This window comes from Chryseobacterium paludis, from assembly GCF_025403485.1.
GTDB classification, from domain to species: Bacteria; Bacteroidota; Bacteroidia; order Flavobacteriales; family Weeksellaceae; genus Chryseobacterium; species Chryseobacterium paludis.
Map to the genome: position 1 here is coordinate 3,885,106 of NZ_CP099966.1, position 25,936 is coordinate 3,911,041.

The window sequence follows — 25,936 nt, forward strand, 5'->3', positions numbered from 1 at the left end:
GGTTTTTATTTTCAGGAAGATTCCTTTTAATACGTTGTCAGGCTTATTTGCAATTTATTTAGCGTACTGATTTTAATGGAATTCGATTGGGTGTAAAATAAATAACACCGGCAAGCTTTAGCTTGCCGGTGTTGATTTTTTAAAGTGTATGTCTTTTACTTAATCATAATTTTACGGGAATATAATTTTCCTTCTTTCGTCTTAAGTGTTAAGATATAGAACCCTTCCGGTTGTCTGGATTCAAATGTTTTAGATTGCAGTGTAGAACGGTGAACTTCTTTTCCTGATGAATTAACTAATGTAACTTCAGATCCTTCGAAAGGAATTTTTCCATCAAGGGTAATCTGTCCATCCTGGATGTTAGCCATTAAGCTGATATGTGGATCCTTGTATTGGTATGCATAATAAATACGGAAACCACCATTAAGGTTAAGCAAACCAGAGTTAAGGCTTATCTTAACACGATCATAAGGCTTGTTCATGGTAAGCTCAAGAGCTCCTCTGCTTGCGTCTGTACCGCCAAGCTTAAGAACATCATCATGGATGTTCATATAATCGTTATTAGAAACATCTCCAAGAAATGTTTCTACTGATACTCCACCTATTAACTGGGCAGTTAGAATGGATTGATCTGTACCAATACCAATGACAAGCTTATTGGTATCTGCAGCTATATTCGTGGCAGAGAAGATCAGGGTCTGTTCTGTTCTTCCTAATAATCCCACAGGAACGAGTAGAGTAGAATAATCATTTTCATTACTTCCTACTGCATTTTCTGGATTTTGTACAAAACAAGCGACACAAATACCGTAAGCCCGATTTGTTTGGCTGCTTGGATACGTTTTAACGATTTGTGCAAAAGACATAGTGCCCATAAGGAACAGTAAAGACGCCAAGACTACTTTTTTCGTCATACTTTGGCCTGCTAATAGATTTGTTTTCATGGTTAAAAATTTAAATTTTTAGTTTCTATAAAGTTACATATAAAAAGATTATGTTGTTGCATTTATTTCATTTTTATGTGATTTAGTATTCAATTTATTTTTTTAAATAGCAGGAAACTAGATATAACCGTGAAATTATTATTTAAATGGTGTAAAAATTAGGTTATGAATTTTATAATTAATAGGATGGATTGATAAATTAATCCTAATATCAAAATAAGCGAAAAGGTCTTTAGTTTCATAGAAAAACAAAACTCTTTACGACGTCGTAAAGAGTTTTAATATGCTTTATAAATAATATGATATTAATTACTTTTTTTTGATCCTTTAATGTTAGGTAAAAAAGCTGTTATTACTCCCATAAGTGGTAAGAAGGCACAAATTTTAAATACATATGCAATACTGGTATCATCTGCCACTGCACCTAAAACAGCGGATCCGATTCCGCCCATTCCAAACATGAAACCAAAAAATAAACCGGCTACCAGACCAATTTTATCGGGCATAAGATCTGTTGCATATACTAAGATGGCAGAAAATGCTGAAGCAATGATCAAACCTATTAGAACAGCAAATACTATGGTCCATACTAATGAAAGATACGGAAGGCATAAAGTAAATGGAGCAGCCCCCAAAATTGAAATCCAGATAATTTTCTTTCTGCCATATTTATCGCCCAATTTTCCACCCAATATAGTTCCTACAGCAACAGCAGCAAGAAACATAAATAAATATAACTGAGAGTCTTTAACGGAGATATGAAATTTATCAATCAGAAAGAAAGTGAAATAATTCGTCATGGACGCTAAGTAAATATATTTGGAAAATACTAAAGCCAGTAGGATCGTGATCGAGAACATTACTTTTTTGCGGGAAAGATTTATGTTAACAACTAAATCTTTATGTTTAGCTGTTTTTTAATGGACAATCTTTCCGCATACCAGTTTCCAATTCTCCATAAAAGGATGATACCAATAAAGGCAGCAATAGCAAATAAACCGACATACCCTTGTCCTAATGGAAGTACAATGAGGGCTACTAATAATGGGCCTATGGCACTTCCGGAATTACCACCCACCTGAAAAATAGACTGTGCGAGTCCCTTTTGTCCTCCTGAAGCCATTTGGGCAACCCGTGAAGCTTCCGGATGAAATACTGAAGATCCCATTCCGATAAATGCAACAGCAATAAGGATGACATAATAGTGATGTGCAGCTGCAAGAAGTAATAAACCAGCCATTGATAATGCCATTCCTATGGCAAGAGATCTTGGATTGGGTTTCTTATCCGTGTAGATCCCTACAAATGGTTGTAAAATAGATGCGGTAAGTTGAAATACCAGAGTAATAATACCAATCTGAGCAAATGATAATTTAAATTCACCTTTTAGAATGGGGTATAATGAAGGAATAGTAGATTGGATCAGGTCATTCAAAAAATGAGAAAAACTGATCATAAATAAAATGGGGTAAACAATTTTAGAAGTGTCAATTGTTTGGGTCTTTATATTTTCCATGAAATAAAATCTTTAATTCATCATGTCATCTGATGAATTTTGTTATGGGTTTAATTATTTTAATATTGTCTCTCAACAATTTTCTGTGCAGTCAATGCAGCATGATCAGAGTCTCTCTTTTCTATATAAAGATAAAGATCTGTATGTATTTTTTGTGAAGCAATGAAAGAGTCCGTGTTGTTATTGTGGCTGCTTTCATACGTTTTCAACACATGCTTACTGGCTATTTTATAAATTTCTTTTAAAAGGCTATTGCCACAAGCTTCTGCAATGGCTACATGGAAATTAATATCCGCCTGATAACATTCAAGAGCCTGATTTTCTTTAGCCAGTTTGGCTCTGAGATCTAAATAGGATTTTATCGTCTTTAAATCTTTTTCAGTATGATACATCGCTGCTCTTGCGGCAATTTTTGATTCCAGAAGAGACCTTACTTCAAACACATCTTCAATTTGTGCTTTGTCCATCTGGGTTTCCAAAGACTCCTGAATGTTTTTGGAAACTACAAATGTGCCAACGCCCTGCTGTACATTTAATACTCCCTTAATAGATAATATTTTTATGGCTTCCCGAATACTTGACCGTCCAACACCATAAATTTTCATGAGCTCAGGCTCAATAGGAAGTTTTTCACCAACAGCATATTCATTATTGATTATCCCTTCAGTCAGCCTTTCTGCAACTTCCTGAGCTAATGTTCGTCTTTGAATTTGTGCCATATACATCTTATCATCTGATGACTGCAAAGGTATAAATTATCTGAGATATTTCTGCAATTATTTAACTAAAAATAAATGTAAAAAGAATAATAAATGTTGTGGGGTCAATGCCTGGTTTGATTTTATTTAAAATTCTTTTCTAAAAAAGCGAATATTTTATCAAAATGTTTCGTGGGTTCAGCATGAGAACCTTCGTAAATCTGATGTTCATATGCATATCTGAATTTGTTATTTTTAAGTCTGGAAATCATTTTATTACCCATTTGTACTGCAGGGATCATTTCATCTTTTGTGCCGGATAAGATTAGAATCGAACCTCTTATGTTCTCTACTTTTATAATGGCTTTTTCTTCTGCAATGGTATCCTTTAGCATGGCTTCAAATGTGCCCCTGAGATCATGCTTCATTAAAAAAGGAACAGCTTCTTCATTTACAGGAACAAATGGTAGCTCTTTCTCGTTTAGCGTCCAGCAGGAAGTTGTAAACTCTTGGGTATGGCCGGGAAAAACAACATTGCTGGATGACATTCCAATGACACAAGAAATGTCCTGATAATAGCTGCCTAATAGTAATGCGAGATCCGCACCTCTGGATCCTCCAATGACTGCGATTTTGTTTTTATTGATTTTTTTGTTTTTAGAAGCCTCCATGATGGCATTATGTACATCGTTAATGGCTATCTGGTTTAATATGGATGGTGTATTTTTACATCCAAAATATCCAATAGCCAAGAAAGCATACCCTTTGTCGATAAATTCTTGTCGTGTTTTTTTCCAATAATCTTTTGTCCATGCATTGCCTCCTTCTGATCCGCCAAGACCAACTATAAGTGGTTGGCTTTTATCATTTCCTACATATAAAATTGCCTCTACATTAGCTGTTTTTAAAGTATCCTGTGAGAATATAGAAATCGGGCTGAAGTTTAACAATAAAATTAAAAATGCCCAGGTTGTTTTATTAAATTCCATGTAATATTTTTTTCAAAATTGGTATTTAATAACTGATAAACTTTTGACCTATATCAAAAAGTTATTTTTGAGCCCTTATTCTGCTTAATGTTTCCTGGGTTATTCCTAAATAAGAAGCGGTCATTCCTAAGGGAATCCTGTGATAGATGCCTTTGTAAGTCTGAATGAAATGATCGTATTTTTCTTTTGCCGATGCAAACCGGAGTGAGGCTATACGCTCCATCAGGTGACCGACAACTGTTCCCATAGAAAGCCTTGCATAACGTTCCATTTCAGGGAAATGATCAAACAGGTAAACAAGATCATTTACGTGTAGGCAGAAAGTTTGGGTATCTTCAATAGCATCGATATAATAAATATCCTTTTCTCTTTTATATAAGCTCTTTGGAGAATTACACCATTCGCCTTCGGAAGGAAAATACTCACTGATTTCTTTTCCGTCTTTTAGAAAATAAGTTCTTAAGAGCCCTTTTTGAATAAAATAAGATTGAGTACATACTTTATCGGCATCATGTACAAGATCTCCTTTTTTAAAAGTAATAAAATGTATGCTTTTAGACAAAGCAGATCTCAGCTCATCGCTCACCTTAATATAGTTTTCAAAATGAAGAAATAATAGATCCTTTTGTTCGGAATTTTTATCTTCTGTATCAACATGTCCCATAATTTATCAGGTTATTTGATTTTATTTGAAAAATAATTTAATAGATAAATATAAAATTTATTAAATGAAATTAACAGAAAGTTTTGAGAAGGTCTGATTTTAAATTTTCTGATTGATAATTGATTGAATTTGTGTTGTTTATAGCTAATTTAGTAAATTTATCAGAAATACTAATCGCATGATCGATTTCACTACCTACAGACAATGGTTATTATATAGGACTTTATTAGTCAAATTTATCCTCATAGGGCTTTTCATTAATTTGTCATCATATGCAGGGGCTCAGAATGATGAGCTTCCTAAAAGAAATCAAAAGAAGGTAGTGATAACTTCAAAGATCTTAAATGAGCAAAGGACGTTGTGGATCTACACACCATCCAACTACGAAGGATCTAATGAAAAATATCCTGTCTTATATTTATTAGACCCTGATCAGAACTTTGCTTATGTGACGGAACTTGAAAGATTTTTATCTGACAGATATCGAATTCCTCAGTTAATTGTAGTAGGAGTTGTGAATAACGACCGCATAAAGGACTTCACGCCCATACATTCTCTGATCTTTAACGGTAAGATAGACAATAGCCTGGCAAGTAGTGGTGGTGGAAAATATTTTTTAAGATTTGTAAAAGATGAACTTATTCCCTATGTTAATAAAAATTATAGAACTGAACCTTATCGCATTTTATCGGGGCATTCTCTGGGCGGGTTATTCGCAGTATACTGCAAAGAAGAAGAACCTGATCTTTTTCAGTCGGAGATTGTAATTAGTCCTGCTATTTATGGCGGTAACATGGAAATTCTTGGAAGATTTTCCGGTTTCCTTAAGGAGCACCCAAAGCTTTCCGGATATATGCCGGTTTCATTAGGTGAGGAACCTGGAGGTAAGATGGCCGTTGACTCGCTCGTGGGTCAGTTGAAAAGGTTGGCACCAAAATCATTTAAATGGCAATACAATTCCTATAAGGAAGAGGATCACTTTTCTGTAGGATATAAAAGTATGTATGATGGATTACGATTTATCTATAAAGATTGGTTTATCAATCCACAAGATACCACCTCGGTCAGATCTTATCGGGATATACAGATGCATTTTCAAAAATTGACCAAAGAATTTGGATATAGCGTACAGCCTGGTGAGGATTTTATGAATGAGAGTGGCTATCAAAGATTAAAAGGCGGACATATTGATCAGGCAATTGAAATATTTGCTCAAAATGTTAAAGACCATCCGAATTCTTCAAATGCTCATGATAGTTTAGGAGAAGCTTACTTTTTAAAAGGGGATAATAAAAGGGCTCTTGATCATTATAAGAGGTCTGTTTTGCTCAATCCCAAAAATGAAAATGGAAAAGAAATGATTATAAAAATTAAAGAGAAATATTGAATTGATGATACCACTGTTTCCCATTTTAGTGCTCGCCATTCCCAGAAAAGTATATTTATAAAATTTTGGTTCCATTTTGACCGGACTCACTATAATGGATTAACATTTACCAGGTTGGTTGATAAAAAACAAAAAGCTGCAAACACTGTTTGCAGCTTTTATAAGCTCTGATTATTAAGCTTCCGTAGCCCGTAGGGGAGTCGAACCCCTCTTACCAGAATGAAAATCTGAGGTCCTAACCGATAGACGAACGGGCCATCTACGATTACACTAATTTGACTTAGTGTGTTAGGTTTTTGTTTTTATAAGTTTACAACTCTTATTGTAGCCCGTAGGGGAGTCGAACCCCTCTTACCAGAATGAAAATCTGAGGTCCTAACCGATAGACGAACGGGCCAACTATCCGTTTACGCTAATTTATTAACGTGCTTAGTTAATTTACTTTTCAAGTTAGCAGCTTTGTTTTTGTGGATAATATTTTTCTTAGCTAATTTATCCAACAAAGAGATCACTTTAGGCAATTGCTCTGCAGCAGAAGCTTTGTCTTCTTCATTTCTCAATACCTTCATCGCTGATCTTGCAGTCTTGTGGTAGTATCTGTTACGAACTTTTCTAACTTCGTTTTGTCTAATTCTCTTTAATGCTGATTTATGATTTGCCATATCGTTCAAATGTGAGTGCAAAAGTAAAAACTTTTTTCTTATCTGCCAAATTTATTTTTAAAAAAAATCAATTTTCTTCAGATAGATATTTTCTCAGTTTGTCTATTGCTTGTTCTATTTTAAAATTTTCTTGTTCTTTATCTATTTTCTTGATAATATTTCCCAACATTATCATTGCATTGTTCCATTCTCCAGTAGTATTGGTGAAGGTTAGTCCATCTATGGTTACTTCAAAGGCTACCCTTTCTCCATACCTGTAAAGCCTGAAACTTATTTTCTCATCTCTGCCTATTATCCCATCTTCATTAACTTTCAAGTCGTAACTTTTTGGGTTAGAGTGGATTTTCTTAAAAAGCAATGTCGCTTCTTGAATTTTTAAATCCGGCATGATATCAAATTTGGTAGCCTATAGGGGAATCGAACCCCTGTTGCAAGAATGAAAATCTTGAGTCCTAACCACTAGACGAATAGGCCAAATTTTGAGGTTGCAAAAGTAATAATTTACTTCTTAACTTCAAAATTATTTTTTGTTCTATCTGTAAACCTTTTGTATGATAGTATTCTTAATTCCCTTTGATTCAAGGTCTTTCTGAAGTTTTACAGCATCCTCCAAAGTGTATACTTTTCCATAAGTATAGTAGAAAGTTCCGTTTTCTTTATTCCTTTCTACATCTTTTAGGGTTTGGAGAATAAACGAATTGCCATTCAATTTGTCACCAACATACAACTCGATGGTGTAATATCCGGTGCTTATTTTTTGGTTAGGCATAAATCCTACGGCAAATGCATTTTTAAATCCAGCATCTCTGGCTGTTTTAAGATTGATATCTTTTATAGATGCCATATTGGTTACCCCATAATAGTATTTATATTGGCCGTTGTCTTTTATCGGAAGAATATAGTTTAGCCCTTTTAAAGCAGGGTCACCATCGTTATATTTGGTAGGTGAACTCATCAGCAGGATTCTGAAGTCATTTTTTAAAGCCACCTCTACAAGCTTTTCAGGCTCAGGCTTTTTAGTAGTCATAACAGAAGAGCCACCGGATTTTCTGTCAATTGCTTTCTTATAATCGATAATAGCCTGATAGATACTTTCTGCAATCTCATCCTGTCCTTTGTCAGATGCTAAATAATGACTTTCTTCTGCATGATTGATAAATCCGGTTTCAATAAGAACGGAAGGCATTGCATTCATACGAAGAACGTGTAAGTTTTTTTGGAAAACACCTCTTGAGAACCTTTTATCTTTATTTACAAAATTATCTTCTACCAAACCTCCAAATAGAAGACTGGATTCAAGATATTTGCTCTGCTGAAGCTTTAGTGCAATTAAAGATTCCGGTGAACCGGCATCATAAGAACCAAAGGTCTGTCTATCTTTTTCATCCAGAAAAATCACATCATTTTCTCTTTTTGCCACTTCCAGATTGGTGTCATTTTGATCGGGTCCCTGAACATAGGTTTCTGTTCCATACGCCGAAGATCTCTGTGCAGAATTACAATGGACGGAAATAAAAAGATCAGCTTTGCTTCTGTTGGCAAGATTGGTTCTATCGGAAAGAGAAGGGTATTCGTCGAATTTACGGGTATAGATTACTTTAAAGTCTTTATTTTTTTCAAGCATCCTTCCTACTTTTAACACAACGGAAAGGGTTACATCTTTTTCTGCTAAAAGTCCAATATCGCTATAAGTTCTCTTCGCACCAGAATCACTTCCCCCATGTCCAGCGTCTAAAACGAGTGTGAATTTTTTTTGTGAAAAAAAGAAATTACTCGATAGTATGAGGAGAAATGATAAAATTATTTTAAATTTTTGTTTGTACATCTTACAGTTTTAAAAATTATACTAATTTTGAGCCTTAATTATATATAAGAAAAATTGGCCAAAACCGTCCTCAAAAATATATTACAAATTTTAATTATCCTAATTTTTAACAATTTTTTAGCACAGAAAACGCCTGAGAAATTGCCTAAAAATACGGTAATTAATGATACTATTTCCAAAAAGGATACCATTGTTGCAAAGAAAGAGTCATTAGATGATGTTCTTATGACAAAGGCGGATAATATCCGTAGAGATTTCCCAAAAAAAATGATATACCTGAACCAAAAGGCCCAGGTGAAATATCAGGATATGCAGATAGATGCAGATTATATCTCTATTGATGAACAAAAGAACCTAATTTATGCCCGAGGTAAACAGGATTCTTTGGGGAAGAAATTTATAGAACCTGTGATCACAACACAGGCAGGGAAAAAATATGAGACCGATCAGTTCAATTACAACTACAAAACAAAGCAAGCTATTGCATATAACGCAAGAACTGAGGAAAGTGAGGGGGTAATTATTGCTAATAAAACTAAAAAATATAATGATTCCGTCTTTGCTATGAGGCATGCCCTATATACTACGGATGAATATTTCCTGAAGAAAAAAGATACTGCAGCGGATTATCATTTATTGGCTTCTAATATTAAATTAATTAAAACCAAAGAGAAATCACAGATCATTACGGGACCTATACAAATGTATATAGAACAGGTGCCAACTCCACTTATTATGCCTTTTGCCATCTTACCTTTTTCCAGTAAAAGATCAGCAGGGATTTTAATACCGAGTTTTGGAGAACGACAGGATGTAGGGTTTTTCCTGAACGGGATCGGATACTATCAGCCGATAGGTGAGCATTTTGACATGAAGGTACTTGCAGATATCTACACAAAAGGAAGCTGGAATGTAAGACCTGAAATGAATTATACCAAGAAATACCGGTATTCTGGAAATTTCGCGGCAGATATTGGAACTACCATAAGGGGAATTAAAGGATTGGATGATTATTCCAGAAGCAGTACCTATAGAATTGCATGGAGACATACACAGGACACAAAGGCAAATCCATTTCTTACATTCTCAGCCTCAGTGGATATTGTAAGCAACAAATTTTATAATAATACCATTAACAATAATTATATATTCAATCAGAATGTATTGAATACTCAACAAAATTCAACGGTATCGCTTACTAAAAGGTTTCTAAAGCTACCGGCAACTATTACCGGAACAGCATCATATTCCCAGAATTTTGCTACAGGTTTAGCGGATTTACGCTTACCCCAGATGAACGTAGCGATTAATCAGTTTTATTTATTCAAATCAAAAACAGGTGTAAGACAAGGTCTCTTAGAAAATATTACCGTAAATACAGGTTTGAATTTAACAAACTTTGTGACAACCAACGAAGGGGAGCTATTTACAAAGGCGATGTGGGATAAACTTCAGACAGGTCTTAAAAATAATATAACATTAGGAACCAATACAACGGTAGCCAAATATTTTACATTCAGTTTAGGAGCTACAATAGACAATGCATTAACTACAAAAACACTCACAAGATATTATGATCCTTTGAGTAATAACAGCAATAAAGTAGTTGATCAAATCAATAAAAAAATTGCGGGATATTCCACATTTTCAACCACTGCCAGTTTACAGACCACATTGTATGGAATGCTTAATTTCAAAAAAGGCGCTGCAATTGAAGCAATACGACATATGATGACTCCAAGTATTGGATTTACTTATTCACCGGATTTTGGATCGGCAGGCTTTGGATATTATAAGAATTATTATGATGCAAACGGAGCTTTAACTCCTTATTCGATTTTTGATAAAGGAATTGTCGGTTCACCTACCAGCGGAATGCAGGGATCTTTAGGTTTCAATATTGGGAATAATATCGAAATGAAGGTGAAGTCTAAGAAAGACTCTACAGGGGTAAAAAAAATAAAGATATTTGAATCCCTAAACCTTTCTGGAAGCTATAATTTTGCAGCTAAAGATCATCCATGGTCTATCTTTACAATTAACGGACAATCTTCGTTTTTTGAAAATAAATTGAGCGTGAATACGAGTTTGTCACTGGATCCATATAAAATTCTTTTTGCTCCGGGATCAGATACAGGGATCAGAACTGAACAGTTTGGAAGCTTTAGTGTACAGGGCTTTAATATTCAGGTATCCTATCCTTTAAGCAGTGAGATCTTTGGAGAAAAAACAGATTACGCGAAGAAATATCAGTCTAAAGGAGAAATAAGAAATGAAAATTATTATTTTGATGATGATCATTACGCTCATTTTGATCAGGCATGGACTTTAAATGTTAATGCAAATTATGCGTATTCCAGAAGTTTATCCCGCTTTGGTAATAAAATTGCTTCTGTAGGATTGGATGGAAGTCTTAAGCTTACTCCATTCTGGAATATAAATGGGAGTACCCACTATGATATGATCACTAAACAATTGGCATATACGAGAATAGGTTTCTCCAGAGATCAGCGAAGTTTTACAATCAATTTTAATTGGGTACCTTTTGGACAGTACAAAGTATATGACTTTTTCATTGGGATAAAAGCTAATATTTTAAGTGACGCCCTTAAATATAAGGACAGAAGTTTTACACAACCGAATGCACCTTTCTAATATGAGATTGACTTTTGAGAATAAATTTTATATTTGCACCCAAAATAAATTCTAATGAAAAAAATAATAAACACAGTTAATGCTCCTGCAGCAATCGGACCTTACTCGCAAGCAAACTTTGCAAACGGAGTTTTATATATATCAGGTCAGATTCCTGTAGATCCGGCATCTGGTAAATTGGTAGAAGGAATTGAAAAAGAAACACATCAGGTGATGAAAAACCTTGAGGCTATCCTTACGGAAGCTGGAATGACTTTTAAAAACGTTGTAAAGGCATCAATATTCCTTAAGAGTATGGATGATTTTGCAGTGATGAATGATATTTATGCATCATATCTGGATGCTGAAAGCTATCCGGCTCGTGAAACTGTACAGGTTTCTTGTCTGCCTAAGAATGTTGATATTGAAATTTCGATGATTGCACATCAGGATTAATGAGCTTTATAAGAAATACATTTGCGGTGTTGGTGGGGCTTACTATAGCCGGCCTTATTATTACTCTAGGTATAAGAGTTTTTCCGCAGTGGATTACTTTTGATGCTTTTGCTCCCTTTGAACATTGGCAAAGATTCCTTTACAGCATGAGAAACGATGATGCTTTTTTTGGATTCTTATTATTTATTTCAGGCTTGGGAACAACAATAGGCGGAGTGGCTACAGCAATTATTGTGAAGTATGCGAAAGTTGCTTACGCTATTCTAATAGGCTTTATAATGTTGTTTATTGCCATGCTGGATGTAATTGTATTTCCTTATCATCCTACATTCTATAAAATATCAATATTTCTAACCTTTTTTCCTTTTTCATGGATCGGAGGTAAAATTGTAGAAATAATTTATGAAAGGAATAGGAAAAAAAGAATCGCTGATAAAATGAATAAAACGAAATAAAAAAAACGCTGCAGATGCAGCGTTTTTTTATTGAATTTTTTAGGTAATATCCGTTAAGGCATTTTGAAACCTTTGGTATACATTCTTCCATATTCGTCTACAAATTTCACCTGGACATTTCCTTGGTATTTATTCAGAGCCTTTTCAACATCTTCTTGTGAATTGACAGGCTTACCATTTATTTCTATAATGATGTAATTGTCTACAATACCTATTTTAGCCATTTCACTTCCTTCAGACACATTTTTAGCGATTACACCACTATTTAATCCGTAGCTGGTTTTAAATGAATCACTCAATGGAGTGAACTCAGCACCGATTTTTTCTGTAACACTTAGGTCAGCCTTTGTTCTGGCAGAAGTTCCTCCATTCTGATCTTTTAAAGTAACAGTTGTCACGTTTTCTTTGCCGTTTCTTGTATAGGTTACCTGAACTTTATCACCAGGACGCTTGCTTCCTACAGCCATTGAAAGATCTGCAAAATCAGTAATTGCTGTTTCATCAATTTTTGTGATAATATCACCATTCTTAATTCCTGCATTTTCAGCACCACTCTTGTCAGTAACCTCTGTAACATATACACCAGAGCCTACTTTAATGTTGGCTTTCTTCTGCTTATTATACATGGCAACCTGTTGGTCATCTGAAAGATCTAAAGAAGCAACTCCTAAGAATCCTCTCTGTACAATTCCAAACTTCTTAATGTCTTCAACAATTTTTCTTGCTAAGTTAGCTGGTATTGCAAATCCATAGCCTTGATAGTATCCTGTTGTAGACTGAATAGCAGAGTTGATACCGATAAGATCTCCATTTGCATTTACCAATGCCCCTCCTGAGTTTCCTGGATTAATAGCAGCATCGGTTTGAATAAAGCTTTCAATAGGATTACTTGCTTTCCCCTGAGATCCCAGAATACCAATTCCTCTGCCTTTTGCTGAAACAATACCTGCTGTAACCGTTGAGTTCAACCCAAGTGGATTTCCAACAGCAAGAACCCATTGTCCTACTTCGATATTATCAGAATTGGCAAAATTCAGATATGGCAATCCTTTCTCTTCAATTTTTAACAGGGAAATATCTGTATTAGGGTCAGTACCTACTAGTGTAGCGATGTAAGCCTTTTTATTGCTAAGTACAACTTCCAGTTTGTTAGCACCCGCTACTACGTGGTTATTAGAAATAATATAACCGTCTGGTGAGATGATAACCCCCGAACCCATTCCTGAAGGCATATTATCAGGAGCTTGCTGCTGTTGCTTCTGTCTTTGCTGTCCGCCACCTCTTCCTCCAAAAGGATCTCCGAAGAAAAAGTCAAACAAATCCTGTTCAGAAGCTCTGCTTGATGTTCTGCTCTGGTAATTTTTAATAGTAACTACTGCCGGGACTGTTGTCTTTGCTGCTTTTACGAAATCATCCCCTGTAGTACCGGTATTCATTCCTACGAACGAAGTATTGGCTGCAGAAGTAAAATAAGACTGGTCGCCGTTATTGGCTCCGTGGCCAAAATATTGTATTGTGCCAACGGTAGTAGCTCCTGAGATAACTCCTACTACGGCAAATGGTAATAGTTTTTTTAAAGTGCTCTTCATTGTATATCTTCTTTTATTTTATTAATTAATTTAGGTTTTAAGGTAAACAAATTTAATGCTAAATAGGTATGCAATTATCATGATGTGTTTCAGTTTTAACTAAAATTTAACAGCAATTGCAATAATTTATGTATTATACTATAATTCTTAAAATCCCAATTAACGAACCTTAAAAAATTATTAAAGACATTATGACATATAGATGGCAGTATTGTCATGAAGTTAAGTTTAATTATTAATATAAAAATGTCTCAAATCAATAAATATCTGTAATTAATAATAAGAATCCAGCAGATCATTTTTCCGATGTCATCGAGATTGTGATTTTGACTGATCAATATACTCAATTGAAAAATTATTATATTTGCAAAAATATTTTTCTTACTTAAACCGTTTATAGCATGCAACTGTATAACACTTTAAGCGCAGAAGAAAGAGCTCAACTTATTGATGAAGCTGGTAAGGAACGTCTTACATTGTCTTTCTATGCGTATGCCAAAATTGAAGATCCCAAAAAATTTCGTGACGAATTATTTATAGCCTGGAATGCACTAGATGCTCTTGGCCGTATTTATGTTGCACATGAAGGAATAAATGCTCAGATGAGTATCCCTGCTGATCAATTTGAGGCTTTTCGCGATACGTTGGAAGTTTACGAATTTATGAAAGGTATTCGTTTAAATGTAGCAGTTGAGCAGGACGATCATTCTTTTTTAAAATTGACCATTAAAGTTAGACATAAAATTGTCGCTGACGGTTTGAGTGATGATTCTTTTGATGTTACCAATAAAGGGATTCATTTAAAAGCAAAGGAATTTAATAATTTACTTGAAGATCCAAATACAATTGTAGTTGATTTTAGAAATCACTACGAAAGTGAAGTAGGGCATTTTGAAGGTGCTATTACTCCTGATGTAGAAAATTTCAGAGAAAGTTTACCAATTATCAACGAACAATTACAAGATTTTAAAGAAGATAAAAACCTTTTAATGTATTGTACAGGGGGAATTCGTTGCGAAAAAGCCAGTGCTTACTTTAAACACCAGGGTTTTAAGAATGTTTTCCAATTGGAAGGCGGAATTATTGAATATACACGTCAGATAAAAGAAGAAGGTATAGAAAGTAAATTTATTGGTAAAAACTTTGTGTTTGATCATCGATTGGGAGAGCGAATTACAGATGATATTATTTCACAATGCCATCAGTGTGGTAAGCCATGTGATAACCATACGAATTGTTCTAATGATGCCTGCCATTTATTGTTTATTCAATGTGATGAATGCAAAGCAACGATGGAAAATTGCTGTTCTACGGAATGTTTGGAAACCATACATTTACCTTTAGAAGAACAGGTGAAGTTAAGAAAGGGATTGCAGGTTGGAAATAAAGTTTTCAGAAAAGGTAAATCTGAAGCTTTGAAATTTAAAAATTCAGGCGATTTAGCAACTAAGCCTTTAGCAAAAGCTGTAACAAAAGATATCCGAAAAAAAATAACTGTCAAAAAGGTATTGCTTGGAAAGGCAGAACATTATTATACGAAATCAAAAATTGCACAGTTTTTAATTGAAAACAAAGAACTTTCAGTAGGTGATAAAGTATTGATTTCTGGTCCAACAACTGGCGATCAAGAGCTTACAATTACTGAGATTTTTGTAAATGGAGGCCCTTGTGAAACGGCAAAAAAAGGAGATCAAATCACTTTTGAACTTCCTTTTAGAGTCCGTTTATCTGATAAGTTGTATAGAATTTTGCAAACTTCTGACAACGCATAAAATAGGTAGAAGCATCTAACTCTTCTTACGAAGCAACAAGCTTGTCTTGTAAAAAGTATTTTAATAAAAATAATCTGATCATGCTGAAAGCAGAGCTTAGAAAAAAATATATGCAAAAAAGAAAAACCTTGTCTCATGATGAGGTTTTCTTCTTATCTGAAAGGATTTTCAAAAATTTCGTTACTTATTTTAAACCTTCAGCAGGACAAAAGGTTCATGTTTTTCTTCCTATCGAAAGGTTTTTGGAGATTAATACCCGGATTTTTGTTCAATACTTTTTAAGCCATGGTATTCGTGTTTTTGTTCCGAAAGTTGTGGAACAAGAGCTTATTTCAGTAGAAATTTTTTCAGACACTGAATTTGTAATGAGTGCATGGGGAATATCAGAACCTATTTCCAATCAGGATTCTGGAGAGCAAAGTTTTAATTATGTAATAACTCCCTTGTTATATTGTGACCATAAAGGGAATAGAGTAGGATATGGTAAAGGATTTTATGATGGTTTTTTTGAAAACCTTTCTTCAGATTCAAAAAAAATCGGAGTGAATTACTTCAGCCCCGATGAGATTATTGATGATATCTGGGAATATGATATCGCCTTAGATTATTTAGTGAGTCCCACTGAGGTACTGTCTTTCCTTGCTGGAGGTGAGTAAAAATTTAAAAAGTAAAATTTAAACTCTTTCTTAAACTTAATAGGTTTGGAAATAAGTGTATACTGCGCATTTTTCTCAAATGTTCCCAATGATCTATTCTTATCGTCAAAATATTCAACATTGAATTTTGCGTAGTCCAGAGTGTCTTTTTTATAATAGTCTTTATGAACCTGGAGGTTATTTACTTTCACTGTTTTTACTTTTAGACTGTCTAATTCTTTAAACAGTTTTCTAAATGTCAGACTGTCAGGCTTGTGAAAGTAACTTTCCATTTGCGAAAAGATCACAGTGTCAATTTCTGTATTCCTTTTTCCGGATAAATATAGCGTAGATAGGTCTAAAAGCTCCTGTACTTTTTGCTTAGTGATAGAGTTAATGGCCTGCATACTGTCCATTTGAACTGCAGGATAACTTTTTGTATTGGTGCTGTTTCTGAGTTTATCCAAATCACTCACTTCCTTTTTCTTGTTGTTACAGGAAACAAAAGCAGCTAATAACAATAGGGCAATTAAAAAATTATTTATTCTTTTCATCTGTATTTGCAATTTTAAATTTAATAGATATTATTTTGCCTTTGTCATCTTTTTTCATTTCAATCACTCTTAGATTCTTAAGTGATGTGGTAGGCGTTGTTACGAGGGTAATGTATTTCTGCTTATCTAAAGTTTCTATACCATAAGTGTCATTGTCATAGACCTGATAAATTACGGCGCTATTGCTGATCAGGTTCTCTAATTGTTTTCTCTTTTGTTTAATAAGAGCGAATTGCTCCTCTGGATTACCTCCTTTTACATCTTTTATTGAGAAATAATATGCGGCCATTTTATAGTCGTCAGGCTTCATCTCGATCATTTCTTCTTTAGGGGCATTTTCTAAACTTCGGTTTACAGTAAGAGGCTCATAAAAAGGTGCACTAATCTGCATTTTAAGAACTTTATCCTTAGTTGAATATCTAAAGCATTCTCCAGGATTTATCTTGAATAGAATAGGAGATTCATTTTCTTTAAAAACTTTTATTTCTAAAGTATTAATTACTGCAACTCCTCTGTCTGCATCCGTAAAACAATATTTATATTCTTTAGAAAAAATTTCATCCTTAAAACCTAAGACACCCGTAATGATAATTAAAACTGAGGTAATCATTGCCCATGCATTCTTTTTTACGAATTTTTTACTTGGCTCAGAATCTTTAATTTCTCCCGAAGTGTTAAAGTTTTGATTTTGGTTAATTGGTTGATTTTCAGTAATTGATTTTTGTAAATCAGAGTTTTCTGACCCTTTTATCACATTTTTTTGTGATTGTCCTTCAGATTTTATGACTTGTGGAAGTTGATTGACGGTTTCCTCTAACTCCAGCATTTCTTCTTCACTAAGATCTTTCTCATCCTGCAATAATTCTCCTGCAAAAAGATGCTGTTTCTTAAATTCATACCAAGAGTCGTAACCTGCATAAATACTCAGTAAATTGAGCATGTCAATCCTCGGTAATTTGGTAACAGGAGCATTTTTAAAATAGGTGTAAAATGATTTTTCGCTGATGTTTCCCTTAGCCTTTTTGCGAAGATCTTCCTGGAAATAGATAATATCAATACCCTTCCACTTAGAAATATCATCAAAGGAAGGAGTGTATTCTTCTAGATATTGAGCCTGTACATCCTTTTTCAGCTGCTCAAAGTGTAATAGATCTAAATCTGTCAAGTGTATATAAAGTGATTAAGTTATTGGTTTTCAGTAATATTTATTTGTAAAACTGTTTTACAAAGTTATTACAATTATTTTTCATAGACAAATTTTCTATCTGCTATACCTTTGTCTTGTTCAATTAATAGAACGAAAGAAAAATTTTATAAAACAATATTAACAAAATTAAATTTAATTTATTATGAAAAAGTCATTATTCGTAGCTGCTATCGCTGCAATCTCTCTAGTTGCTTGTAAAAAAACTGAAGCTACTTCTACTGAAGGTGCTGCTGATTCTGCTGCTGTTGCTGCTACTGATTCTGCTGCTGTTGTAGCTGATTCTGCTGCTCAAGTTGTTGATTCTGCTGCTACTGCTACTGTAGATGCTGCTAAAGGTGCTGCTGCTGCAACTACTACTGCTGCTGCTGACGCTGCTAAAGGAGCTGCTGCTGGTGCTGCTGATGCTGCTAAAGGAGCTGCTGATGCTGCTAAAGATGCAACTAAAGAAGCTGCTAAAGAAGTTAAAGACGCTACTAAAAAATAATTTTAGTAACTTAACTAAAATAAAAGAACCGTTTCGCCTGGCGAAGCGGTTTTTTTATGCTTTATATTTTATTAGCTTTCTTAATGTCTTTTCTGTTTTAGAGATTCATAACAGGTAATCGCTACGGCATTACTCAGATTTAAAGAGTCGATACTTCCTACCATAGGAATAAGTGTATTCTTACCTTTACCGATCCAAAAATCGCTTAAACCTGAATGCTCTGTTCCAAATAGAATGGCAGATTTTTGGGTCAGATCCCTTTTATATAGGTCTTCAGCACTCTCATCCATAATCGTTGTATAGATACTGAACTGATTCCTTTTCAGAAAATCCAGGGTCTCTTCATTTTCAGCTTGAAAGACTTCCATTCCGAAAAGACATCCAACACTGGAACGAATTACATTTGGGTTGTAAAAATCAGCTTTAGCGTCAGTTATAATTAATGCATCAATTCCAAAAGCTTCACAGCTTCTTAAAATAGCTCCCAGATTTCCCGGCTTTTCAATACCTTCAACAATAATTATAGTCGCATTTTCTTTAGGATTAAAAGAAGAAAGTTCAGATTCTTTGATCTTATAAATTCCAATAATACCTTCAGAACTTCCGCGATATGCAATCTTTTCATAAACTTTCTCACTTACATAATATACTTTACCAGTAGGTGTTTCTCCTTTGAAGATACTCTCACAAATAAAAAATTCTATAGGTTCAAAATCAAACTTTTGTGCCCTTTCATTTTCCTGCTGTCCTTCCACTACAAAAACTTTAGATTTCTTTCTGAATCTGTTATCTGTAAGAAGCTTGGTAATATTCTTGATTTTATCGTTCTGAAAACTCTCTATTAGCATTCTGCAAAATTATGCAAAATTTATTGTTCAGTTTCCTTACTTTTTAAGAAAAGACTTTTCATTGTGATTTCAAATGGAATTTTCTTTTTCTTCTTATAGTAGATGGTAATGAATATGATTAGAAGTATTGATGTGAATTTAAAGAGATTACCATATAAGTTGCCGGATACATTTTCTGAAACATTGAATATCTCCCAATATAAATTCATGAACAAATGAACAAAAATTGCTGCCCATAAGTTAAGGTTCCACTCCATATAGATCCATGAAAAAAGGACAGATCCTAAGAAGGTAATTGTAAATATTTCAATAATCTCAACAGTATCTTTGCTTTGGTATAAATGAACCTGTGCAAAAAGAAATGAACCTAATAGTATAGAACCAATGAACCCCAACCTGCTGTATTTGTATAAAATTCCGATTAAAAAAGCTCTGAAGATTAACTCTTCAAAAAAAGATGACGATACTGTATTGATAAATAAGGATTCAATATCGATTTTTTCAATTAACTGGAAGAATAAAAAATAACCGATCAACATTGGTAAAGTGCCTGTAAATGCTAAAGCAAATCCTATGAATGGGGATCTATTCAAAGAAAGTAAATTCACTAACTTCTTTTGTGGAAATAAGATTTTTAATGTTATAATTAATGGAATCAAAGATATTGAATAGGCAATAATGTGGGCAAAGGCTTTACTGGCAAAGATCTCTTTGCTGTAATTTTGAATGGGTTTGAAGCAGAAAAGATCAAAAAAATAGTAAGAAAGAAACCCAAGAACAAATACAATATAAAAATAAACAGTTTTACTCATGTTAAAAAATTTGAGCAAAAGTGTTTCTTAATAAAGAGATTGTCAAATCTATGTGACCAAAAGCAGAATAATGTGACGAATAACAAAGATTATACGTTCAGACTTTGCAGTAAAGAAATTACATACGGGGCATAGCTTCTGGAAACAGGAATTGCAAGGTCTATTTTTTCTATACTTAATTTGTATCCCTGAGCATTTCCTTTAATGTTTTTTACTTTATTTAGATTGATAATGTATGATCTATGACATCTCTTAATGGTGTGTGTTTCTACCTGATTCAACAGCTTTGATGAGCTTATCCTCAGCAAAACTTTTTTTACAGTATGATTTTCATTATAATAAACAGCACAATAATTTTCCAAAGATTGGGCATAGATAAAATCGTCTTCCAAGATCTCTAGTTTAGAGGTGCCTGTACTGATTTCTAAAGTTTTTTTACTTAAGTCGTCATCTATAATAGGTGTTTCTTGTAACTGAGCAGAAATCCTCATTGCAGTATTTTCGTGGTCTTTTTTTAGATAAATATATCTTGATAAAACATAAATAATAGAAATGGGTATTCCGATGGCAAAAGTATACATAAGCATGTAGAGGTAATTAACGAAGTCGAGTTGTACATGGCTAATTATTAGTGAATTATAAAAATATGATGGAATAGATGCTAATAATAAAATGCTGGATATTTTTATTAATTCATTACCCACATTCCAATTATTGATCTTTAGAACCAAAAGATTAATGATGTAGAAAAAGATTCCAAAAATAATAGAATAAGGGAAGAGTAAAAGATATTTATGTTCATGATGGAATTGATCCGTATCAAATGGTTGAAAAATAATTAAGAAGAGGTAAATCAGAATTCCTGCAGATAGTGAAGAAACTAGCACTTCTTTTTGAGATTCAGATTTTGGATAAGGGTACGATGTAAAAGAAAATATTTGAATCATCTTACAAAATTGAAATTCTATTTTAAGCTTGCACTTTCAAAGGAGACCTTAAAAGAATGAGGTTTCCAATAAACAAAGAAAGACCACTTGCTATCCAAAGGTAGTATCCCAAACCATAAGAGACTATAGGAGATTTATGTCCTGCTTCATCAACGGTTATTGATTCTGCAGACAGATAGTATAAAGACATGCAGATCGCCAGAAAACTAAAAACGGTTGAGATTTTCACCTGTTTCAACAACAAAAAGAATAATGCGATAAAAAACAGAGGATTGGCAAGCCATGCAACTCCTTCTCCAAACAGATCCATCCAGCCTAAAAGGAAGCATGCAAATGCGTGCATCTCATTCCCTTTTGTATATACAGCTGTTTGTGTCAGGGAAATTATAAATATTGCAAGACTTACGATAACAACGATTTGTGATCTTTTCATTGGATTATTATTCTAGATTCGGCGTAGCTTCACCGTTTTCAATAAGACTTTGAGGAAGTTCCTTTTTATTCTTTATTCCTAGTGATTTCAGTTTTTGAGTTTGGTTGATCAGATTGTCATTTCCTGTTGAAAGTTGCTTATAGGCATCATTGAAAACATTCTTTGCCTGATCCAAATTCTTACCTACTTTTTCAAGGTTCTCAACGAACCCTACAAATTTATCATACAATTTAGCTCCTCTATCTGCAATCTCCATGGAATTTTTATTTTGATACTCACGTTTCCACAAGTCGGCGATCAGTTTTAGGGAAGTGATCAAATTGCTTGGATTTAAAAGAAGAATCCTTTTGTCATAAGCAAAATTCCAAAGATTCTGATCAGCTTGCATTGCTGCAATATAGGCTGGTTCACTTGGGATAAACATCATCACAAAATCTAAAGATTTTCCATAATCATCATATGCTTTCTGGCTCAATTGATTAATATGGTTTTTTACAGAACCTAAATGCTGGTTAAGTTTTATAGCATGGATATCAGGATCAGTTTCATCTACCAGCTCCGTAAATGCTGTTAAAGAAACTTTTGAATCTATGATCACATTTCTTTCATCAGGGTATTTTACCACGGCATCAGGACGCATTTTCTTTCCTGAAAATTCTGAAAATAATGCCTTGTTATCTTCATCCCGAAGTTCATGTTCAAGAAAATATTCCCTTCCTTTTACCAACCCCGACTTTTCAAGGATACTTTCAAGGATCATTTCACCCCAGTTACCCTGTGTTTTGCTTTCGCCTTTTAATGCTCTTGTCAGCTTCTTTGCATCTTCAGAGATCTGCTGGTTAAGTACGGCAAGCTCTCTTACTTTTTCAGCTAAAGAAAAACGTTCTTTATTTTCTTTTTCATAAGCTTCATTGACCCTGTTTTTTAGATCTGCAATTTTTTCCTGAAATGGTTCCAGAATTGTTTTGAGATTACTTTGATTCAGTATGGTAAATTTTTCGGATTTTTCCTCCAGGATTTTATTGGCTAAATTTTCAAATTGGATTTTTGAATCTTCCTGGATTTTTATCATTTCTTCCTTTTGAGTTTCAAGGGATTTCTTTAAACTATCATTAATTGCAGATAGTTCTGAATTACGGGCAAAAATATGTTGTTTTTCTGTTATTAAACTTTCAAGTTGAGAAGTTTGTTTTGCAGTGATCTGTTTCTGTTCCTGGAACTGAGTATGTAAAGAGGAGTGTTCTGCAGAAATTTTAGCGTACTCATTTTTTAGATCATTTAATAGATCGAGTTGCTGCTGGTTAAGATCTTTTTCGATATTAATATTTTGATTAAGTTCCTGGATTTTTAGACTAGAATTTTCTAAATCTGAACTATTCTTAATAGATAAATTTTTAATTTCATCATAAGAGGTTCTTGAAACCATTGATGATTTCAGGATATAGTATAAAACAATAGCGCCTAATATTCCGCCAACAATAAAACCAACGATTAAATATGTCATCTCCATTCCCCAAAATTAGGAAAAAAAGCTGGGTGTAAAACTTGTTAAGATTTTTTTCGGGTTAAGGTTTGTCAGTTTTTACGGTCCACAAAAAAAAGTGAGCCGGAAAGCTCACTTTATCTATTATAGGTCAGATTACGGAGTGATGATAATCGGATCCGGGAAAGGTTCAAGAACCAAGGGTTTGCACATTGCGGCTGGTTCGCATCTTCCACCCATACATATAAAATTTGTCATAGTAGTGGAGCCGTCAGGACATCTGATCAAGGCTTCGCCAGGACACCCTCCAGGGCATTGTGCAGGATACAAAGTTCCTCCAAAGACATCTTTCAAATTTGTTCTTGAAAGTTTTGTTAAGTTCTTTTTCATGGTTTAATTTTTTTTGTTTAGTAATTGTTTTGTTCTTGACTTTCTTATAATATAATTTATAAGAAATTGAATTACAGGCTAAAATAGTAAAAATTAAATCACTATTGCGTTATAAAATAAATATTTTAAATAAATATTTTTCTTTCATTAAAATAACAAATATTGTCCTTGCTTATGATTGTCATTCTCGGTAGAATGAAGTTTGGCGAAGGATCATATTGGGAGCAGATCGGGAACCTCGTTCTTATAGGATGAAGGATTTTTATTTCTTTTTTGTTTTTTCTTCCAGTTTAGGTAATTCTTTTTTGTACTGTTCAACATCCCATTTAATTTGCCAATTACTCACATATTCTGCTAAAGGAGGAAGTCCAACTTCTGCACGTCTTTTATCTACATTATCGGGGTCTTCTAAAGGAGATACAAAGTAAACCTGTGTTTGTTGATCACGTCCGATTTGGCTGCCGTAAATTTGTTTTTTGCCTTGTCTTAATGCTACTCTGTCTTCGAGCAAAGCTAAACTGCTGCCCTGTGCTTTACCATTTTTTACAGCATCTCTCATCATCGGTAAATATTTTTCTTGTGTCGCGAGGTCAGCATGCTGGATCACAAGGAATAATGTAGTGCTTCCCTGGCCGCCCACAACATCAGGGCCTACCCAGCCATATTTATCAAGAATTTTTTTTACTTCTATTAAATTCAAAGAATCTTTTTCGTCTATCATTTTCCAATGATCTTTTATTTCCTTTGAATTCTGTCCATACTTTTTCTCAATTCCATCAATTTCTTTTCTGTATTTCTGATCTTCAATATAGATATTGCTTAGCATTTCTACCAATGGTTTATTAAGATTAGCTTCTGCTTTGTCTTTGTTCTGCTTGATTTTTTCCAATAATGGTTTCCATCGGATATCGGCATGTAAAGAGTTTAAATCTGTGTCAGTTGTTATATGATTATAATTGGTGTACTTTGCAGCGACTCTGTTAAGTTGAAAGAACGCACTGTCTGGGACTGATGCCAATGCCCACGAACAAGCAGCATTATATCTGTCATTTATAGAGCCCTGCCAGCCATTAGATTTAAACGCTTCTGAATATCTGTCTGCTGAATTTCTGAATTCTTTTGCATTATAAAGTGATTCTGCAGTTTTAACTTTATCATGATATTCTTTGGGAACACTTTGCCCAAAACTAAAGTTTGTTGTTAGAATAATTATAAAGACTAAAATTGTTTTTTTCATAAAATTATGATTGATTGTTAGTTTAAAGACTATGACTAGATCCAATATGTTTGTTGGACTAATTATTTTGTAGATTATGAATTTACATTTATTTTGCTAATAAAAGAAAATTTTATGTGGTTTTAGAACGTGATTTTGAACTCTTTTTTGAAGGTCATAAAGATTGATATGATAACCCATACTTTGCTCAACAATCTCAGCTTTCATTTTAATTTCTCCTCCGGTGATAATAGAAAAGCCTTTTCTAATGTATTTTGATTTATCTTGGCAGTGATTGCAGGTTATAAGGAAACCAGACTAGGATGAAAGACTAAGTTTATCTTTTATACTAATGGATTTTTTAAACTCATGAAAAGGTTGTTTGTTTTTTCTTTAAAATTTAATTTTTCAAAATCACAAATTTTTGTCTGCGAAAAAAACTTTGTACACTAACAACAATAAAAGTGGCAAGTTGTTTTCATTTTACGATTGTTGAGTAGATATTGGCTATGATTCCTGAATCAAAGTGGGATGAGCTTTCAAGTTTTAATTCAATTGGATTTGGGGCCAATGCAAACAATGGAATACCTTTGCCAAGAATGACAGGGTGAATTACCAGTCGATATTCGTCAATAAGTTCATGTTTAACAAGGTCTTGAGCAAAGCTGGCACCCCCATGAGCCAGAATAAACTTACCGTCTTGCTGTTTAAGTTTTGTAATGTCAGAAACTATATCACTCGCAATTGAGGCTTCTGACCAGGTTCCTGCACTTTTAGAAATGGTAGTTTTAACAATTCCTTTTTCGGCATCTTGACGTGAACTGTCTTTGAAAGCCTGGGTTGTTAATTCATCTCTAGTTTGCTCTACAAAACCCTTCTTTGAAAAAACAACTTTTGGTATTTCGTTCATTGGAACTGCCAGAGGGTCTGGTGATGTGGGCCAATAGGCAACCATATCATGAAATGTCCTGCTACCCATAATGTGAACTCCCGCATCCCAAAGTGTTTTTTCAATCCAATCAAATGCTGATTGATCTCTTGTCCGCAGTAGCCAATCAATTTCTCCATTTGGTCCACAGACAAATCCGTCAGCGGACACGGACATTTTTAAAACTAGTTTTCTCATTGGTCCTCCTTTTAAATTCAAACCTATCTCATTTCTTTAGTGTATCATGTTATGATCACTTACATTCAAATCTACGTATTATATCAATGTTATATTTATATATTATGATATTTGCATTTAAAATATCTTAAGTACATTGTTTTTAAACACAGTTGCTAAAAATGGAGCAATAAATACAGCTGGATTATCGCTTGTTTTTCCGGTAATTAC

At 33.9% G+C, this 25,936-nt stretch carries 27 protein-coding genes and 3 tRNA genes; 7 read left to right on the forward strand and 23 right to left on the reverse strand.

Annotation, left to right across the window (positions count from 1 at the left end; all coding sequences use genetic code 11):
- Positions 1–155 precede the first annotated feature (155 nt).
- From NG806_RS17585 to NG806_RS17605, 6 genes are all read right to left on the reverse strand, one after another.
- A complete protein-coding gene (locus tag NG806_RS17585) occupies positions 156–944 on the reverse strand; it encodes a T9SS type A sorting domain-containing protein (RefSeq protein WP_261510935.1) in 789 nt (262 codons plus the stop codon).
- A 305-nt stretch (positions 945–1,249) separates the two neighbouring features.
- Positions 1,250–1,744 carry an MFS transporter gene (locus NG806_RS22995; RefSeq protein WP_315941735.1) on the reverse strand — a complete coding sequence of 165 codons (495 nt, stop codon included), beginning with the start codon at positions 1,742–1,744 and terminating at the stop codon, positions 1,250–1,252.
- A gap of 92 nt (positions 1,745–1,836) precedes the next feature.
- Positions 1,837–2,460: an MFS transporter gene (locus NG806_RS23000; RefSeq protein WP_315941736.1), complete on the reverse strand. Its 624-nt coding sequence runs from the start codon at positions 2,458–2,460 to the stop codon at positions 1,837–1,839.
- A gap of 59 nt (positions 2,461–2,519) precedes the next feature.
- A complete protein-coding gene (locus NG806_RS17595) occupies positions 2,520–3,179 on the reverse strand; it encodes a FadR/GntR family transcriptional regulator (RefSeq protein WP_214830878.1) in 660 nt (219 codons plus the stop codon).
- Between the two features lie 122 nt (positions 3,180–3,301).
- Complete coding sequence (locus tag NG806_RS17600; protein WP_261510936.1) at positions 3,302–4,147, reverse strand: acyl-CoA thioester hydrolase/BAAT C-terminal domain-containing protein; 846 nt, start codon at positions 4,145–4,147, stop codon at positions 3,302–3,304.
- Positions 4,148–4,208: 61 nt separating this feature from the next.
- Entirely contained in the window at positions 4,209–4,811 is a 603-nt protein-coding gene (locus NG806_RS17605) for a Crp/Fnr family transcriptional regulator (protein ID WP_214830881.1), read from the reverse strand.
- A gap of 178 nt (positions 4,812–4,989) precedes the next feature.
- On the opposite strand from NG806_RS17605, the gene NG806_RS17610 reads away from it, so the two are divergent.
- Positions 4,990–6,198 carry an alpha/beta hydrolase-fold protein gene (locus NG806_RS17610; protein WP_261510937.1) on the forward strand — a complete coding sequence of 403 codons (1,209 nt, stop codon included), beginning with the start codon at positions 4,990–4,992 and terminating at the stop codon, positions 6,196–6,198.
- A 185-nt stretch (positions 6,199–6,383) separates the two neighbouring features.
- Here NG806_RS17610 and NG806_RS17615 read toward each other — a convergent pair.
- The 6 genes from NG806_RS17615 to NG806_RS17640 form a co-directional block, all read right to left on the reverse strand.
- Positions 6,384–6,455, reverse strand: a tRNA-Glu gene (locus NG806_RS17615).
- Between the two features lie 68 nt (positions 6,456–6,523).
- Positions 6,524–6,595 (reverse strand) — tRNA-Glu (locus tag NG806_RS17620).
- A gap of 10 nt (positions 6,596–6,605) precedes the next feature.
- Positions 6,606–6,860, reverse strand: a complete 255-nt coding sequence (gene rpsT / locus NG806_RS17625; protein WP_214831095.1) for a 30S ribosomal protein S20 — start codon at positions 6,858–6,860, stop codon at positions 6,606–6,608.
- 67 nt (positions 6,861–6,927) lie between these two features.
- Positions 6,928–7,248: a hypothetical protein gene (locus tag NG806_RS17630; RefSeq protein ID WP_214831096.1), complete on the reverse strand. Its 321-nt coding sequence runs from the start codon at positions 7,246–7,248 to the stop codon at positions 6,928–6,930.
- A gap of 11 nt (positions 7,249–7,259) precedes the next feature.
- Positions 7,260–7,334, reverse strand: a tRNA-Glu gene (locus tag NG806_RS17635).
- Between the two features lie 58 nt (positions 7,335–7,392).
- Positions 7,393–8,685, reverse strand: coding sequence for an N-acetylmuramoyl-L-alanine amidase family protein (locus NG806_RS17640; RefSeq protein ID WP_261510938.1), 1,293 nt, complete (start codon positions 8,683–8,685; stop codon positions 7,393–7,395).
- Positions 8,686–8,739: 54 nt separating this feature from the next.
- Between NG806_RS17640 and NG806_RS17645 the strand changes: the two genes are divergently transcribed.
- The 3 genes from NG806_RS17645 to NG806_RS17655 are packed head-to-tail and all read left to right on the forward strand — an operon-like array spanning position 8,740 to position 12,230.
- A complete protein-coding gene (locus NG806_RS17645; RefSeq protein ID WP_214831098.1) occupies positions 8,740–11,340 on the forward strand; it encodes a putative LPS assembly protein LptD in 2,601 nt (866 codons plus the stop codon).
- 54 nt (positions 11,341–11,394) lie between these two features.
- On the forward strand, positions 11,395–11,775 hold the full coding sequence (locus NG806_RS17650; protein WP_214831099.1) for a RidA family protein: 381 nt from the start codon (positions 11,395–11,397) through the stop codon (positions 11,773–11,775).
- The gene (locus NG806_RS17655) at positions 11,775–12,230 is read left to right on the forward strand and encodes a hypothetical protein (protein ID WP_214831100.1); all 456 of its coding nucleotides are present in this window, start codon (positions 11,775–11,777) and stop codon (positions 12,228–12,230) included. Before NG806_RS17650 ends, NG806_RS17655 begins: the two co-directional genes overlap by 1 nt.
- A 53-nt stretch (positions 12,231–12,283) precedes the next feature.
- Here the strand turns inward: NG806_RS17655 and NG806_RS17660 are convergent, their stop codons facing one another.
- Entirely contained in the window at positions 12,284–13,819 is a 1,536-nt protein-coding gene (locus NG806_RS17660) for a trypsin-like peptidase domain-containing protein (RefSeq protein ID WP_214831101.1), read from the reverse strand.
- A 401-nt stretch (positions 13,820–14,220) separates the two neighbouring features.
- Here NG806_RS17660 and trhO point away from each other — a divergent pair, with 401 nt between their 5' ends.
- A complete protein-coding gene (gene trhO / locus NG806_RS17665) occupies positions 14,221–15,591 on the forward strand; it encodes an oxygen-dependent tRNA uridine(34) hydroxylase TrhO (protein ID WP_214831102.1) in 1,371 nt (456 codons plus the stop codon).
- Between the two features lie 80 nt (positions 15,592–15,671).
- A complete protein-coding gene (locus NG806_RS17670) occupies positions 15,672–16,247 on the forward strand; it encodes a 5-formyltetrahydrofolate cyclo-ligase (protein WP_261510939.1) in 576 nt (191 codons plus the stop codon).
- On the opposite strand, the gene NG806_RS17675 is transcribed toward NG806_RS17670, so the two are convergent.
- Positions 16,196–16,780 carry a hypothetical protein gene (locus tag NG806_RS17675; protein ID WP_214831104.1) on the reverse strand — a complete coding sequence of 195 codons (585 nt, stop codon included), beginning with the start codon at positions 16,778–16,780 and terminating at the stop codon, positions 16,196–16,198. The two genes, NG806_RS17670 and NG806_RS17675, sit on opposite strands and share 52 nt — an antisense overlap.
- On the reverse strand, positions 16,764–17,945 hold the full coding sequence (locus NG806_RS17680; protein WP_261510940.1) for a hypothetical protein: 1,182 nt from the start codon (positions 17,943–17,945) through the stop codon (positions 16,764–16,766). Before NG806_RS17680 ends, NG806_RS17675 begins: the two co-directional genes overlap by 17 nt.
- Positions 17,946–18,129: 184 nt before the next feature.
- Between NG806_RS17680 and NG806_RS17685 the strand changes: the two genes are divergently transcribed.
- A complete protein-coding gene (locus tag NG806_RS17685; RefSeq protein WP_261510941.1) occupies positions 18,130–18,471 on the forward strand; it encodes a hypothetical protein in 342 nt (113 codons plus the stop codon).
- Positions 18,472–18,551: 80 nt separating this feature from the next.
- On the opposite strand, the gene NG806_RS17690 is transcribed toward NG806_RS17685, so the two are convergent.
- The 8 genes from NG806_RS17690 to NG806_RS17725 form a co-directional block, all read right to left on the reverse strand.
- Positions 18,552–19,319: a TrmH family RNA methyltransferase gene (locus NG806_RS17690; RefSeq protein WP_214831107.1), complete on the reverse strand. Its 768-nt coding sequence runs from the start codon at positions 19,317–19,319 to the stop codon at positions 18,552–18,554.
- A gap of 20 nt (positions 19,320–19,339) precedes the next feature.
- On the reverse strand, positions 19,340–20,131 hold the full coding sequence (locus NG806_RS17695) for a CPBP family intramembrane glutamic endopeptidase (protein WP_261510942.1): 792 nt from the start codon (positions 20,129–20,131) through the stop codon (positions 19,340–19,342).
- 89 nt (positions 20,132–20,220) lie between these two features.
- Entirely contained in the window at positions 20,221–21,078 is an 858-nt protein-coding gene (locus tag NG806_RS17700) for a LytTR family DNA-binding domain-containing protein (RefSeq protein WP_261510943.1), read from the reverse strand.
- A 22-nt stretch (positions 21,079–21,100) separates the two neighbouring features.
- A complete protein-coding gene (locus NG806_RS17705) occupies positions 21,101–21,511 on the reverse strand; it encodes a hypothetical protein (RefSeq protein WP_261510944.1) in 411 nt (136 codons plus the stop codon).
- A gap of 7 nt (positions 21,512–21,518) precedes the next feature.
- Positions 21,519–23,021, reverse strand: coding sequence for a DNA recombination protein RmuC (rmuC, locus tag NG806_RS17710; RefSeq protein WP_390882521.1), 1,503 nt, complete (start codon positions 23,019–23,021; stop codon positions 21,519–21,521).
- 129 nt (positions 23,022–23,150) lie between these two features.
- Positions 23,151–23,384: a hypothetical protein gene (locus NG806_RS17715; RefSeq protein ID WP_214831111.1), complete on the reverse strand. Its 234-nt coding sequence runs from the start codon at positions 23,382–23,384 to the stop codon at positions 23,151–23,153.
- 262 nt (positions 23,385–23,646) lie between these two features.
- The gene (locus NG806_RS17720) at positions 23,647–24,621 is read right to left on the reverse strand and encodes a DUF6624 domain-containing protein (RefSeq protein WP_214831112.1); all 975 of its coding nucleotides are present in this window, start codon (positions 24,619–24,621) and stop codon (positions 23,647–23,649) included.
- Positions 24,622–25,078: 457 nt separating this feature from the next.
- Positions 25,079–25,726 carry a dihydrofolate reductase family protein gene (locus NG806_RS17725; RefSeq protein WP_390882522.1) on the reverse strand — a complete coding sequence of 216 codons (648 nt, stop codon included), beginning with the start codon at positions 25,724–25,726 and terminating at the stop codon, positions 25,079–25,081.
- Positions 25,727–25,936: the final 210 nt, after the last annotated feature.